13 protein-coding genes and 1 pseudogene are annotated in these 12,384 nt (G+C 62.0%); 3 read left to right on the top strand and 11 right to left on the bottom strand.

What is annotated here, in order from left to right:
* Window positions 1-24 precede the first annotated feature (24 nt).
* From IVB19_RS13580 to IVB19_RS13565, 4 genes are all read right to left on the bottom strand, one after another.
* Window positions 25-1,281 (bottom strand): sugar ABC transporter permease, encoded by a 1,257-nt coding sequence (locus IVB19_RS13580; protein ID WP_247299691.1) that lies wholly within the window; start codon window positions 1,279-1,281, stop codon window positions 25-27.
* Window positions 1,278-2,102, bottom strand: a complete 825-nt coding sequence (locus IVB19_RS13575) for an ATP-binding cassette domain-containing protein (RefSeq protein WP_247821479.1) — start codon at window positions 2,100-2,102, stop codon at window positions 1,278-1,280. Before IVB19_RS13575 ends, IVB19_RS13580 begins: the two co-directional genes overlap by 4 nt.
* 60 nt (window positions 2,103-2,162) lie before the next feature.
* Window positions 2,163-3,236: an ABC transporter substrate-binding protein gene (locus IVB19_RS13570; protein WP_247821478.1), complete on the bottom strand. Its 1,074-nt coding sequence runs from the start codon at window positions 3,234-3,236 to the stop codon at window positions 2,163-2,165.
* A gap of 205 nt (window positions 3,237-3,441) precedes the next feature.
* Entirely contained in the window at window positions 3,442-4,329 is an 888-nt protein-coding gene (locus tag IVB19_RS13565) for an AraC family transcriptional regulator (RefSeq protein ID WP_247821477.1), read from the bottom strand.
* A 170-nt stretch (window positions 4,330-4,499) separates the two neighbouring features.
* Between IVB19_RS13565 and IVB19_RS13560 the strand changes: the two are divergent.
* A pseudogene (locus IVB19_RS13560) lies at window positions 4,500-4,666 on the top strand (acetyl-CoA C-acetyltransferase); the annotation flags it as partial.
* Between the two features lie 24 nt (window positions 4,667-4,690).
* On the opposite strand, the gene IVB19_RS13555 reads toward IVB19_RS13560, so the two are convergent.
* The 7 genes from IVB19_RS13555 to IVB19_RS13525 form a co-directional block, all read right to left on the bottom strand.
* A complete protein-coding gene (locus IVB19_RS13555; protein WP_085350863.1) occupies window positions 4,691-4,987 on the bottom strand; it encodes a YciI family protein in 297 nt (98 codons plus the stop codon).
* 153 nt (window positions 4,988-5,140) lie between these two features.
* On the bottom strand, window positions 5,141-6,151 hold the full coding sequence (locus IVB19_RS13550; RefSeq protein ID WP_247821476.1) for an NAD(P)H-dependent flavin oxidoreductase: 1,011 nt from the start codon (window positions 6,149-6,151) through the stop codon (window positions 5,141-5,143).
* Between the two features lie 22 nt (window positions 6,152-6,173).
* A complete protein-coding gene (locus tag IVB19_RS13545; RefSeq protein WP_018458777.1) occupies window positions 6,174-7,361 on the bottom strand; it encodes an acetyl-CoA C-acyltransferase in 1,188 nt (395 codons plus the stop codon).
* Window positions 7,362-7,375: 14 nt separating this feature from the next.
* Window positions 7,376-8,506, bottom strand: coding sequence for an acyl-CoA dehydrogenase family protein (locus IVB19_RS13540; RefSeq protein WP_018458776.1), 1,131 nt, complete (start codon window positions 8,504-8,506; stop codon window positions 7,376-7,378).
* A gap of 23 nt (window positions 8,507-8,529) precedes the next feature.
* Complete coding sequence (locus tag IVB19_RS13535) at window positions 8,530-9,711, bottom strand: acyl-CoA dehydrogenase family protein (protein ID WP_018458775.1); 1,182 nt, start codon at window positions 9,709-9,711, stop codon at window positions 8,530-8,532.
* A 9-nt stretch (window positions 9,712-9,720) separates the two neighbouring features.
* Complete coding sequence (locus tag IVB19_RS13530; RefSeq protein WP_018458774.1) at window positions 9,721-10,458, bottom strand: SDR family oxidoreductase; 738 nt, start codon at window positions 10,456-10,458, stop codon at window positions 9,721-9,723.
* 14 nt (window positions 10,459-10,472) lie between these two features.
* Window positions 10,473-10,718, bottom strand: coding sequence for a hypothetical protein (locus IVB19_RS13525; protein WP_157643067.1), 246 nt, complete (start codon window positions 10,716-10,718; stop codon window positions 10,473-10,475).
* Between the two features lie 229 nt (window positions 10,719-10,947).
* On the opposite strand from IVB19_RS13525, the gene IVB19_RS13520 reads away from it, so the two are divergent.
* Together IVB19_RS13520 and IVB19_RS13515 are read left to right on the top strand one after the other, a co-directional pair.
* Window positions 10,948-11,691 (top strand): SDR family NAD(P)-dependent oxidoreductase, encoded by a 744-nt coding sequence (locus IVB19_RS13520; protein WP_026233658.1) that lies wholly within the window; start codon window positions 10,948-10,950, stop codon window positions 11,689-11,691.
* Between the two features lies 1 nt (window position 11,692).
* Window positions 11,693-12,370, top strand: a complete 678-nt coding sequence (locus IVB19_RS13515; RefSeq protein ID WP_247455632.1) for a glutathione S-transferase family protein — start codon at window positions 11,693-11,695, stop codon at window positions 12,368-12,370.
* The last annotated feature ends 14 nt before the right edge of the window (window positions 12,371-12,384 follow it).

Genomic DNA, 12,384 nt, shown 5'->3' with positions numbered 1-12,384 from the left:
TTGTCCTTTTCCTATGAGAGTTGTTCAAGCTCGGCCGTGGGAAAGGCGCGAGCGCCGTGCCAGCGAATCGACGATGACTGCAATGGCAAGGACTGCGCCCGTAATCATGTACCGCAGCGACGAGGAGAGATCGAGCAGCGTGAGGCCGCTCGCGATGGACTGGATGACGATGACGCCGAGGAGCGCGGAATAGGCGCTCCCGCGGCCGCCAAACAGGCTCGTGCCACCGATGACCGCGGCGGCGATCGCGTTGAGGTTCACATCCCCGGTCCCGGCCTGCTGGCTGGAAGATGCCAGCCGCGCTGCGGCCAGAATGCCGCCGGCAGCGGCCAGCGTGGAGCACAACATGAATGCGGTCGAATAGACCCGGCGAACGTTGATGCCAGCCCGACGGGCCGCCTCGCGATTGCCGCCGACGGCAGACATCGAGCGGCCCCATTTGGTTCTCGTCAATGCGTAATTCATGATCACGCACAAGCCGACGAACAGACCAAACATCCAGGGAATGCCGCGCCCGAGATTGAGATAATAGACAACGAATTCGAGCACGATGGTGACCAGCAGCGCCTTCAGCACCATGCGGCCAAGCGAACTGGCCGATAGCCCCGCCGCCCGCCGGCGCGCGGCCGTTCGGTAGCCGGTCACGAACATAACCACGCTCGCGACCGCCGCCAGCACGTAGGATACGATCGACGGCATGACGAGCATCTGTCCGAAATTGACCAGCGTCGATCCATACGGAAGGTTGATCGAGCCGGAGGAGCCGAGCAGATACAGCTGCAGGCCGAGCCACGTCAGCAGGCCGGCCAGCGTCGAGACGAAGCTCGGCATACCCAGACGATTGAACAAAAATGCATAGAGCGCGCCGATGGCAGCGCCCAGCACCAACGCCGTGACGATCGCCACGGCGACCGGCCAATCCTGAGCGACCCAAAGCACGCCGACGAGCGCCGAAGAGAACCCGCTCACCGATCCGACCGACAGATCGATCTCGCCGACCATCAGGATACAGACGATGCCCAGCGAGATCACACCCACTGTCGCGCAATCGAAAAGCAAATTGACCAGATTGTTCGGCGCGAGAAAAACAGGGTTGAGAGTCTCGAACGCCGCGCAGATGACGATGAGCCCGACGACCACCGGCAGCGCTCCGAGATCACCCGACCGCACACGGTCCACAAAGGCGCCGATCATGTTTCCAAGCGTGTCCGCGTGCTTGACTCGTTCGTCACTGCGGTCGAGCAACCGCGCCGTCGAAACCGGTTGCGTGTCGTCGGTCATCGCCCAAGCTCCGGCGACTGAGGGGCGCGGCGCCGCCTGGCGCGGCGCGAGACAGAATTTTCGTCCGCTCCGGTAATCGCCGTAACGAGATCCTGATTGGACACGTCGGGATCGAACTCGCCGTTGTTGCGACCGAGGCGCAGCACCACGATCCGATCGGCAACCGCGCGGACGTCCTCCATGTTGTGACTGATCATGATGACGCCGAGACCGCGTGCGCGAACGCGTTCGACGAGGTCTAGCACCTCAGCGGTTTGGGCAACGCCGAGCGCCGCAGTCGGCTCGTCGAGCAGAATGAGTTTCGGCTCAGTCAGCAGCGAGCGCGCGATCGCCACGGTCTGGCGCTGTCCGCCGGAGAGCGACGCCACGGGCTCTCGCACGCTCGGGATCCGCGCTGACAGCTCGTTGAGCAAGGTCCAGGCGCGAAGCTCCATGGAGACCTCGTCGAGCCGCAGCGGGTTGAGCTCGCGGCCGAGGAAGATGTTTGCGACCACGTCGAGATTCTCGCAGAGGGCCAAATCCTGGAAAACGGTGGCGATGCCGAGGCCGAGTGCCATGGATGGGTCGGACAGGACAACATGTTCACCGCCGAACGTGATCGTTCCGGAGGTGGGTTGGTGCACGCCGGCAAGGATCTTCACCAGCGTGGATTTTCCTGCACCGTTATCACCCACAAGTGCCACGACTTCGCCGGCATGCACATCGAGATCAACATCGGTCAGGGCGGACACGGCGCCGAAATGCTTGGAAATTCCGCGAAGACTCAAGACCGGCTCGCGCGGTCCGCCCTGCGCGTCATCGACGTCCGAGATCGTGGCCATGTCCCAATTCGCCCTCTCATCGTTCGTCCCGACCGCCGGAAGCGGCCGGGACCGGCGTCGTCACTGCGTGATGCCAAGCTTCTTGCAACCCGCGGCATATCGGCCCGTGCAGAGCTGATCGGCCGTCTGGATCTTCTTATCGATAATCTCCGCCTTCAGGTTCTCCTGAGTGACGACGGCCGGCACGAACAACTTCGATGGCGCATTGAATAGCGTAGCTTCCGCCTTGGGCATCTCTCCGGAGAGGAATTTCACTGCCGCTTGCGCCGCCGCAGCTGCCACGATCTCACTGGGTTTGGAGATCGTGTTGTACTGATCGCCGGCGATGACGAGCTGAAGCGCGGCAATCGTCGCATCGTTGCCCGTCACCGGCGGCACCGGCTCGATACCTGCGGCCTTGAAGGCGGCAATTGCGCCACCGCCCGTGCCGTCATTGGCAGCCACGACGCCGAGGATCTTCTTGCCGAAGCGGGTGATCTGGCCACTCGCCCATTGCTGCGCCTTCGGCGGCGCCCAGTCCGGCGTGTCGTATTCGGCCAGAATTGGATAGCCGCTCTTATCAAGCCCCTCGTGGATCCCCTTCTTGATGAGTCCCGCAGCGGCATCGGTCGGCGATCCATTGATTTCGAGTACGCCTTCGCCCTCCTTCGCCGTCGCGTTGGCGGCCTTAAGATGCTTGACGAGCGATTCGGAGATAGCCTTGCCGATGGCTTGATTGTCGAAGGACACGTAAAAATCGACCTTGGCGTCGGGGACCGGCCGGTCATAGGCAATGACCTTGCTGCCTTGCGATTGTGCCATCTTGACCAGGGATGCCGCGGCAGTGGAGTCGACGGGGTCGAGCACGATTACCTTGGCGCCCTGCGAAATCACCGAGTTGAATTGCTGTTGCTGCCGCGCGGCATCCGCGCTGGCGTTCTGGTAGATCACCTTGCAACTGTCGCACAGCTTCTTCATCTCTGCGACGAAGCCCGGATAATCATGTTGTTCATAGCGGGTGGAGGCCTGGTCCGGCATCAGGAAGGCGACGGTCGCGTTCTTCACCTCTGCGGCCCGCGAAGAAATGGCTGTTGTGCCGAGCAGCGAGAGGGCTATGCCAATTGTGCCCGCATATTTAGCAGAGAACTTTCTCATTTCAGACTTCCTTTCCGGACTGGGTGTCAGGGTGTCGTCGTTGATCCTTCGAAGTCAGGCCCCGCTGCTTCCGTTTCCGACGGCACGATGAGCGCCGGTGCTCGGAGCCGCGCAGAATTCTGGTCGAACGATCGCTGTCGCGGACCGCCGTCGGCGTGTCCGCGTCATTCTTCCGTAACGATCCTCCTTCTTTGCTCCTATGCGGCTAGGCCGCGTGCGCCGCATCGATGTTGTGCGCCAACAATCGTCTGAAGCGCGAAGGGGGCATGCCTTTCTCGGCCAGAAACTGCCGGTTAAAATTGGAGAGATTGTTGAAGCCGACCTCGAAGCAGATGTCGGTGATGGAAGCCTGCTCGTCGCTCATCAATATCTGACACGCGAGATTGATACGCAGCCGCTTGACATATTGCACCAATGACATGCCCGTGTGCCGGCGGAACGAGCGCGAAAATGCACTTTGCGATTGACCGGCGATCGCAGCGAGCTCCGCTTCGCCGAAAGGTTGCGTCAGATTCTTCCGGATGAATGCGAGTGCCTTGTTCATTCCCGCCGACATGTAGCCGGACGGATCGGGCAGATAGTTTGGGCTGGACAGCGGACGCGCCTGTCGGGCGGCGCGACAGAGTATCCCCAAGATCATCAAGAACAGCTCGATCCGGCGCACGCCGTTCGCCGTGACGATCTCCTCCATGAGTGGGACGAGCGCATCGCTCGTGCTGCGGGTGAACAGCGCACCACGCCGGGAAAAATCCAGCAGTGCGGCAAGGCCCGAAAGCTCAGGCATGACCTTGATCAGGTCGCCGATGAATTCTTCGCTGAATTGAAGGATGCGTCCGCGTAGCGGGATGGCGCACTCTGCCGGCAGATCGCTCACCCAATTGTGCGGCAAATTGGGGCCGGTGAGCACGAGATTACCTGGTTCGAAGTCGCCGATGAAGTCACCGACGAAATAGCGTCCGCTGGTGGCCACGACCTGATGGAGCTCGTACTCGGGATGGAAATGCCAGCGGACGGTGTGGAATGGGTAGCCGTGCGACCACGCCTTGAATGACTCGCCGCGCCGTATCTGGACAACTTCCAGGTCCGGTTCCATGTCCCCTCCCTTCAGGCCGGTGCGGCTTGTAATGATCCGCCTCCGCTCCCTTATCGGCTGATTGGTTCAGCGCTTCCTCTCGCTGGCAGAGTAGCGACCAGTACCTAGGCACGCCACCACCATTTCAGATGTGAACTGATACTTTTTTGACGTGCAGCACGCCGTCCGGCCAAGTTCCCGGATTGAAGGCAGCGTTCCGCACCAACGGCACTATTACGCCGGCCGCCTCCCCGCCAATGCCGACGGCGCCGCAGCTCCCATCCTTGCAAAACGCTGTCTCGCCGATCGCAATGGCCTACCCGTGCTGGCACAGATCAAAGGTCATGCCACCCACGCTGCCAAATTGGTCCAGGGGAGGATCTCAGCCGCGCGCCTTCAAATGCATCATCGGGTAATGCTCATAGTGGCCGGCGCCGTTCTTCACGACAGGATCTTCCGAGGTGACCGCCTCGATGTCGAGATCGTCCGGGATCTGATAGAGCGACACGCCATAACCGCCACGCGGGTCCGTGACGGGACCGTGCGCGACGATCTGCCCCTTTGCGAGCAGATCATCCAGGAACGCACCGTGCTGCTTCATCCATTGTTTCTCAGCGGCGCTCATGGTCGCCAGGAAATCCGCCCGGGGCGGAATGTACTTGCAGAGATAGTACTTCATTGGCCGCTCCTCGGTGAAAACGACATTTCAGCTTGCTTGTCAGCCTAGCCCGCCCCCCCCGACTTGAGAGATCAATCGGTCACGCCGATCCGCTGCTCAATGCGATCAGCGAGCATTGATCTCGGCACTGAAGCGCTCGCATGCAAACCTTTGTCAAGCAACGGCGCGCGTGGCCAGATCGGCGACAGTACCGTTAAGAAATCCAGTCAGCCGCTGCCGGATGATCTGCTCGGCTTCCCTCATGATGCGGTCGATCAGCTCCTTCACCGTCGGGATATCGTGGATCAGTCCGACCACCATGCCGCAGCTCCAAGCACCGGCATCCATGTCACCATCGACCATCACCCTGGGGTAGACACCCGCGACCTGCTCATGGATGTCCTCGATCTTGAGGCTCGCCCCCTTCTCGCGCTCGACCTCGAGCAATTGATCGACACCCTTGTTCTTCAGCACGCGCTCGGTGTTACGCAGCGCGCGCATGACCAGCACGGTATCGAGTTCGGTGGCTTTGACGAGGGCCTGCTTGACGTTGGCGTGGACGGGAGCTTCCCTGGTTGCGACGAAGCGGGTACCCATGTTCATGCCGGCGGCGCCCATCGACAGCGCAGCAACGAGGCTGCGCGCATCCGCCATGCCACCCGAGGCCACGAACGGAATCTTCAGTTCATCCGCCGCGCGCGGCAGCAGGATCATGTTCGGGATATCGTCCTCGCCGGGATGGCCGCCGCATTCGAAGCCGTCGACGCTGACGGCGTCGCATCCGATCTTCTCGGCTTTCAGCGAATGCCGCACCGAAGTGCATTTGTGGATCACCTTAATGCCGGCAGCCTTCAGCGCGGGCATGTACGCTTCCGGGCTGCGGCCGGCGGTCTCCACCGCCTTGACGCCACCTTCCTTGATGGCGGCGATATATTCCGGATAAGGCGGTGCAGTGAAGCTCGGCAGGAAGGTCAGGTTCACACCGAACGGCTTGTCGGTCATGTCGCGACAGCGCGCGATTTCCTTCGCCAGCAGCTCCGGCGTCCGCTGGGTCAGGCCGGTGATGATGCCGAGACCGCCGGCATTCGAGACCGCGGCGGCAAGCTCGGCAAAGCCGACATAATGCATGCCGCCCTGGATGATCGGATGCTGGATGCCGAACAGTTCAGTGATTGCTGTCTTCACGTGCGCTTTCTCCGCTTTCCGATCAGTTGACGAGTTCAAATAGGCCGGCCGCGCCCATGCCGCCGCCGATGCACATGGTCACCACGCCGTACTTCGCCTTGCGCCGCCGCCCCTCGATCAGGATATGGCCCGCAAGCCGGCTGCCCGTCATGCCGTAGGGATGGCCGATCGCGATCGAGCCGCCATTGACGTTCAGCTTGTCCGGATCGATGCCGAGCTTGTCGCGGCAGTAGATCACCTGGACAGCATAGGCTTCGTTCAGCTCCCAAAGATCGATGTCATCGATCCTCAGGCCGTGGCGCTTGAGAAGGCGCGGGATCGCCGCGACCGGACCGATGCCCATTTCGTCCGGCTCGACTCCGGCGGCGACGAAGCCGCGGAAGATGCCGAGCGGCTTAAGGCCCTTCTTGGTGGCGGTCTTGTCGCTCATGAGCACGCAGGCCGATGCTCCGTCGGAGAGCTGGCTGGCATTGCCGGCCGTGATGGTCTTGCCTTCGAATACCGGCTTGATCTTCGCCAGTCCTTCCGCCGTGGTCTCGGGGCGCGGCCCTTCGTCCTTCGACAGCGTCACCTGCTGATAGGAGACCTCCCTGGTGTCCTTGTTGACGACGGCCATCGTCGTTGTGATCGGGACGATCTCGTCATTGAAGCGACCGGCCTGCATCGCGGCACCAATGCGGCGCTGACATTCGAGGCTGTATTCGTCCTGCCGGTCGCGACCGATCTTGTAGCGCTCGGCGACAATCTCGGCAGTGTCGAGCATCGACATGTACATCTCGGGCTTCATCGCCATCAGCTCGTCGTCGACGGCGTGGAACCTGTTCATGTGGTCGTTCTGCACCAGGCTGATCGATTCGATGCCGCCTCCGATCGCGATCTCGACGCCATCCAGCATGATCGAGCGGGCCGCGACCGCGATCGCCTGCAGGCCGGAGGCGCACTGCCGATCGATCGTGGTGCCGGCGACGGTGACCGGCAGGCCGGCACGAACCGCCCCCTTGCGTGCGACGTTCATCACCATGGTGCCCTGCTGCATCGCGCAACCCATCACCACGTCTTCGACCTCGTCCGGCTCAACGCCCGCGCGCCTCACCGCTTCGGCCATCACATGGCCAGCCATGGTCGGCCCCTCGGTGTTGTTCAGCGCACCGCGATAGGCCTTGCCGACGCCGGTGCGGGCGGTGGAAACGATAACTGCCTCTGTCGTCATGGCTGCCTCTTTGGTTACGCTGCCGCGTCGAGCTGCACATAACGCAGCAAGTGGTGAGCGGGATCGCCGAACTGGATATTGATCGAGGAGATTCGCTTAAAGTAGTGACCGACGTTCAATTCGTCGGTCATGCCCATGCCGCCGTGGAGCTGCACCGCCTGGTCGGCGATGAACTTGCCGGCATAGCCGACCCTCGACTTGGCGCCGGAGGCGAGGCGCGAGATGCCACTTTCGCCGGCACCGAGGCTGAGACTGAGATGCTGCATCAGGGAAAGCGCCTCCTGATGCGCGATGAACATGTCGACCATCCGGTGCTGCAACACCTGGAAGCTGCCGATGGTGACGCCGAACTGCTTTCGGGCCTTGGCGTATTCCAGCGTCGCAGAGTTCAGTTCGGCCATCGCGCCGACCGCCTCGGCGCAGAGCGCGCCGATGGCCCTGTCGCGGCAGCCTTCCAGCAGGGCGACGCCTTCGCCCTCGCTGCCGAGCAACTCGCCGCGCACATCGCGGAAAGTGATCTCCGCGGCACGGCGGCCGTCGATGGTCTTGAAGCTCCGCAATTCGAGATTCGCCGCCCGGGCGTCGACGACGAACAGGCTGACGCCGCCACAATCGTCGCGCTTGCCGGCAGTCCGGGCGGAGACGATGAGATAATCGGCCCAAGGCGCCGCTATGACGGCGGTCTTCTCACCACTAAGCGTGTAGTCCTTTCCCTCTCGCCGCGCCGTGGCCGCGACATTCGCGAGATCGAAGCGCGAGTTTTTTTCGGTCCAGGCCAGCGCCCAGATCTTGTGTCCGGCGATGATATCGGGAATGAAGGCCTGCTTCTGCTCTTTCGTCCCTGCCTGCTCGATCAAGCCGCCGACCAGCACGACCGTCTCCACGTACGGCTCCACGACAAGGTGGCGGCCGAACTCCTGGGCAACGATCATAGTAGAGAGCGGGCCGCCACCAAGTCCGCCGCTCTCCTCGGAGAATGGCGCGGCGAGCAGGCCGAGCTCCGCAAAAGCGCCCCACTGCTTGCGGCTCCAGCCCTCTTCGCTGGCCACGATCTTGCGGCGCGCCTCGAAGCTGTATTGGTCGCGTAGCATACGCTGTACGCTGGAGCGCAACAGTTCCTGCTCTTCCGTGAACTGGATATCCATCCGATCCTCTTGTTGCGCTGTTGCTAGAGACCGAGCACCGCTTTGGCGATGATGTTGCGCTGGATCTCGTTTGATCCACCGTAGATGCTGAGCTTGCGCGCGTTCAGGTATTTCTCCGACGCTGTGTGGCCGTAATCGGCACCCGGCATGAACTGGTTTGCGCCCGACGGTTGCTCGCGAAGCGCCAGGCCATAGTTGCCGATGGCACGATGTGTGAGCTCGGTAATGCCCTGGAAGATCTCGGTGCCGCGGATCTTGAACAGCGAGGCCGCGGGCCCCGGATCGATGCCGCGCGCCATCTGGGCAACGACCCGCAGCTCGGTGGCCTCGAGCGCGAGCACATCGAGCTCGAGCCGGCCGATCTCCTTGCGAAATTCGAGATGCGCCGGATCGTCCGCTGCGATCTCCGCTTTCACGATCTTCTTCAACCGGTCGAGGTAGCGCGTCGACCGGCCGATCCCGGCCATGCTGGTGCGCTCGTTGCCCAGCAGGAATTTTGCGTAGGTCCAGCCCTTGTTCTCCTCGCCGATCAGGTTCTCGACGGGAACGCGGACATCCTCGAGGAAGACGTCATTGACCTCGTGCGAACCGTCGATCGTGATGATCGGACGCACGGTCACGCCTGGCGACTTCATGTCGATCAGGAGGAACGAGATGCCCGCCTGAGGCTTGGCGCTCGAATCAGTACGCACCAGGCAGAAGATCCAGTCGGCGTGCTGCGCCAACGTTGTCCAGGTCTTGTGACCGTTGACGATGTAATGGTCGCCGTCGCGCACAGCCTTGGTCCGGACGGTGGCGAGGTCTGAGCCTGAGCCCGGCTCGGAATAGCCTTGGCACCACCAGTCTTCACCCGACAGTATCCGCGGCAAGAACTTCTGCTTCTGGGCATCATTGCCGAAGGTGTAAATGACCGGACCAACCATGGTGACGCTGAACGCCAACGGCGGCAGCGTCCCGGCCCGGCTGGTCTCCTGCTCGAAGATGAAACGCCGGGTGATCGACCAGCCGGGGCCGCCAAATTCCTTGGGCCAAAGCGGCGCGATCCAGCCCTTCTCGTAGAGAATTTGGTGCCAGAGCAACGATTGCTCTTTGGTCAGGTCGGTCTCCGGATTAGGGACCCGCATTTCCTTCGGATAGTTTTCGGCGATGAAAGCGCGCACCTCATCACGGAAGGCCGCATCTTCGGGAGACAGTGCGAGTTCCATCTGCGCTTCCTACCACTTCTCACCGAAGGGGCGGATTTCCAGCTCAAAGGTCCAGGCGCTCTTCGGCTGCTGATACAGCTGCCAATAGGACGCCGCGACCGAGGCCGGCGGCATCAGCAGATCCGGATCGTCGAGCGCATTAGGCCCGAGCGCTTCCAGGCGCCGCTGGCGGACCCATTCGGTGTCGACGCCGGAATCGATAACGAGGTGCGCGACGTGGATATTCTTCGGGCCGAGTTCGCGCGCCATTGCCTGCGCCACAGCGCGCAGTCCGAATTTGGCGCTGGCAAAGGCGGCATAGCCGCTGCCACCGCGCAATGAAGCGGTCGCACCGGTGAAGAAGATGTTGCCCTGGCCGCGCGGCAGCATCAGCCGGGCCGCCTCGCGCCCGGCGAGGAAGCCGGAGTAGCAGGCCATCTCCCAGACCTTGCGGAACACGCGCTCGGTCGTCTCGAGGATCGGGAAGTTGACGTTGGCACCGATATTGAAGATGCAGACATCCAATGGTGCGTGCTTGTCGGCGTCGCTCAGAAAGGAGACGATCTCCTCCTCCTTGCGCGCGTCGAGCGAACGTGCGTGGATCTCGCCGCCGGCAGCCTCGATCTCCTTGACCAGCGGCGCCAGCTTGTCGCCGTTGCGGCGACCCGCGAAGACAGTAAAGCCCTCGGAGGCAAATTTCTTGGCGATCTCGCCGCCGATGAAATCGCCCGCGCCGATCACGGCGACGGTTGCATTTCTCTTTTTCAAGGAACTTCTCCCAGTTAGGTTAGGCGCGCTGTGTGCGAAGCAGTTCTATCGGCCCTGGTGGACCACATTTTTTGAGCGAGACCAGAACGATCGGGATTCGCCATCGCGCCGATCGAGGCTACCATGGTCGTGGCGCAGTCCTCGATCGGCCCGATCTGGTCCACCGCTTTGGCAAGATGGCGATCTGTCGATTGGTCGATGCGGCCAGCAAACCGAAAAGCGGTTTGATCGAGACCGAGTGCTTGCGACAGCTTCGCCACGACTAACCGCCTCCCGACTGAAAAACATCGGCGCCTTTTTCAGCATTGCGCCTCGAAGCGAAACATGCGTTCTTTTTTAGAACTCGTCAATCGCTATTTTGTTGTCACGATCGGATCAGAAAACGGCAAGCTTACTGCCCTGTTCCAGCGCTCTTGAGAACACCGTTTACAACCGGACTTCCAACCGATACCCCTAGCGTATCAAATAAGAACTTATGGGAGAGGCAGCATGGGAGAAAGTCGCGGGGTCGCGATGCTGGTCGGCGCGGGTGATGCCATCGGCGCTGCCGTTGCGCGGCGGTTTGCCAGCGGCGGCTACACTATTTGCATCTGCAGACGCGATCCGACCAAATCTCAGGCGCTTGTCGACGAGCTCAGGGCGAAAGGCCACAACATCCACGCCTTCAGCGTCGACGCCCGTCAGGAAGCAGAAGTCCAGAAGCTATTCGCGGGCGTCGAGCGCGACATCGGTCCGATCGAGATCTGCCTGTTCAATGCCGGTTCGAACGTCAACAAGCCCCTGCTGGAGACTACCGAAAAGCTCTTCTTCAAGGCCTGGGAGCTGGCCTGTTACGCCGGCTTCCTGGTCGGACGCGAAGCCGCGCGCGTCATGCTGCCGCGCCGATGCGGCACCATTCTTTTTACCGGTGCGACCGCAAGCATCCGGGGCAGCAAGGGATTTGTCGCGTTCTCGTCGGCAAAATTCGGCCTTCGCGCGCTGGCCCAGGCGATGGCGCGCGAGCTCGGGCCCAAGAACATTCACGTCGTCCATCTCATCATCGACGCTGGCGTCGATAGCGAGGCTATTCATCAGCGCATGAAAGCGGCCAGGGGGATCGAGGCCAGTGAGATCCCGCCCGACAGCCTGACCAAGACCTCCTCAATTGCCGAAGCGTATTGGTTTGCCCATCAGCAAAGCCGCGACGGCTGGACCCATGAACTCGATCTTCGCCCCGCCGTAGAGAAATGGTGACATGAGCGACAATCCAGACCTCACTTTGTGGGGCGTCGGGACAAGCCGCACCGTTCGGCCGCACTGGGCGATGCACGAGCTGGGGCTGGCCTACGAGATCAAACCGATCGGCCCACGGACCGGCGAGACCAAGACCGCCGAATATACCAGGCTCAATCCGCGCCAGAAGATTCCGCTGCTGCAGGACGGTGATTTCCGCATCGGCGAGAGCGCCGCGATCGTCGCTTATCTGTCGCGGATGTACTCAACGCCGGAGCGTGCATTGATCCCTGAATCCACCCGCGACTATGCCGCGTGGCTGGAATGGTGCTTCTTTATCGTCACCGAGCTCGACTCGACTAGCCTGTATGTGATGCGCCGTCACAGCGCCGATGCGCTCGGCCCAATTTACGGCGTCGCGCCGGAGGTCGTAGCTCAAGCCGCAGAATACTTTCGGGCGCAGCTGCGCCATGTCGAGGTCGCGCTGGCCGACGGCCGACATTTTATCATGGGCGAGCGATTCAGCAGCGCCGACATCCTGCTGACGACGTGCCTGGACTGGGCGGTCGCCTACGGGGTAGGCATCTGCGACAATGCGCGGCCCTATCTCGAGCGCATGCGAAGCCGGGAGGCTTACCAGCGAGCGGTTGCCGCGAATGCTCCGCGCGCACCAATTAAACCGACGCCTGCCAAGGCCTGAGAACCGTTCGCCGG

Origin of the sequence: Bradyrhizobium sp. 187, assembly GCF_023101005.1 — a bacterium.
GTDB classification, from domain to species: Bacteria; Pseudomonadota; Alphaproteobacteria; order Rhizobiales; family Xanthobacteraceae; genus Bradyrhizobium; species Bradyrhizobium canariense_D.
The sequence above is the reverse complement of the archived record's forward strand: the minus strand, read 5'-3'. Positions and strand labels throughout refer to the sequence as shown.

Excerpts from the sequence above, each read along its gene's own strand:
- IVB19_RS13580 (WP_247299691.1), bottom strand. The coding sequence starts at position 1,281 with ATGACCGACGACACGCAACCGGTTTCGACGGCGCGGTTGCTCGACCGC.
- IVB19_RS13575 (WP_247821479.1), bottom strand. The coding sequence starts at position 2,102 with ATGGCCACGATCTCGGACGTCGATGACGCGCAGGGCGGACCGCGCGAG.
- IVB19_RS13570 (WP_247821478.1), bottom strand. The coding sequence starts at position 3,236 with ATGAGAAAGTTCTCTGCTAAATATGCGGGCACAATTGGCATAGCCCTC.
- IVB19_RS13565 (WP_247821477.1), bottom strand. The coding sequence starts at position 4,329 with ATGGAACCGGACCTGGAAGTTGTCCAGATACGGCGCGGCGAGTCATTC.
- IVB19_RS13555 (WP_085350863.1), bottom strand. The coding sequence starts at position 4,987 with ATGAAGTACTATCTCTGCAAGTACATTCCGCCCCGGGCGGATTTCCTG.
- IVB19_RS13545 (WP_018458777.1), bottom strand. The coding sequence starts at position 7,361 with ATGACGACAGAGGCAGTTATCGTTTCCACCGCCCGCACCGGCGTCGGC.
- IVB19_RS13540 (WP_018458776.1), bottom strand. The coding sequence starts at position 8,506 with ATGGATATCCAGTTCACGGAAGAGCAGGAACTGTTGCGCTCCAGCGTA.
- IVB19_RS13535 (WP_018458775.1), bottom strand. The coding sequence starts at position 9,711 with ATGGAACTCGCACTGTCTCCCGAAGATGCGGCCTTCCGTGATGAGGTG.
- IVB19_RS13520 (WP_026233658.1), top strand. The coding sequence starts at position 10,948 with ATGGGAGAAAGTCGCGGGGTCGCGATGCTGGTCGGCGCGGGTGATGCC.
- IVB19_RS13515 (WP_247455632.1), top strand. The coding sequence starts at position 11,693 with ATGAGCGACAATCCAGACCTCACTTTGTGGGGCGTCGGGACAAGCCGC.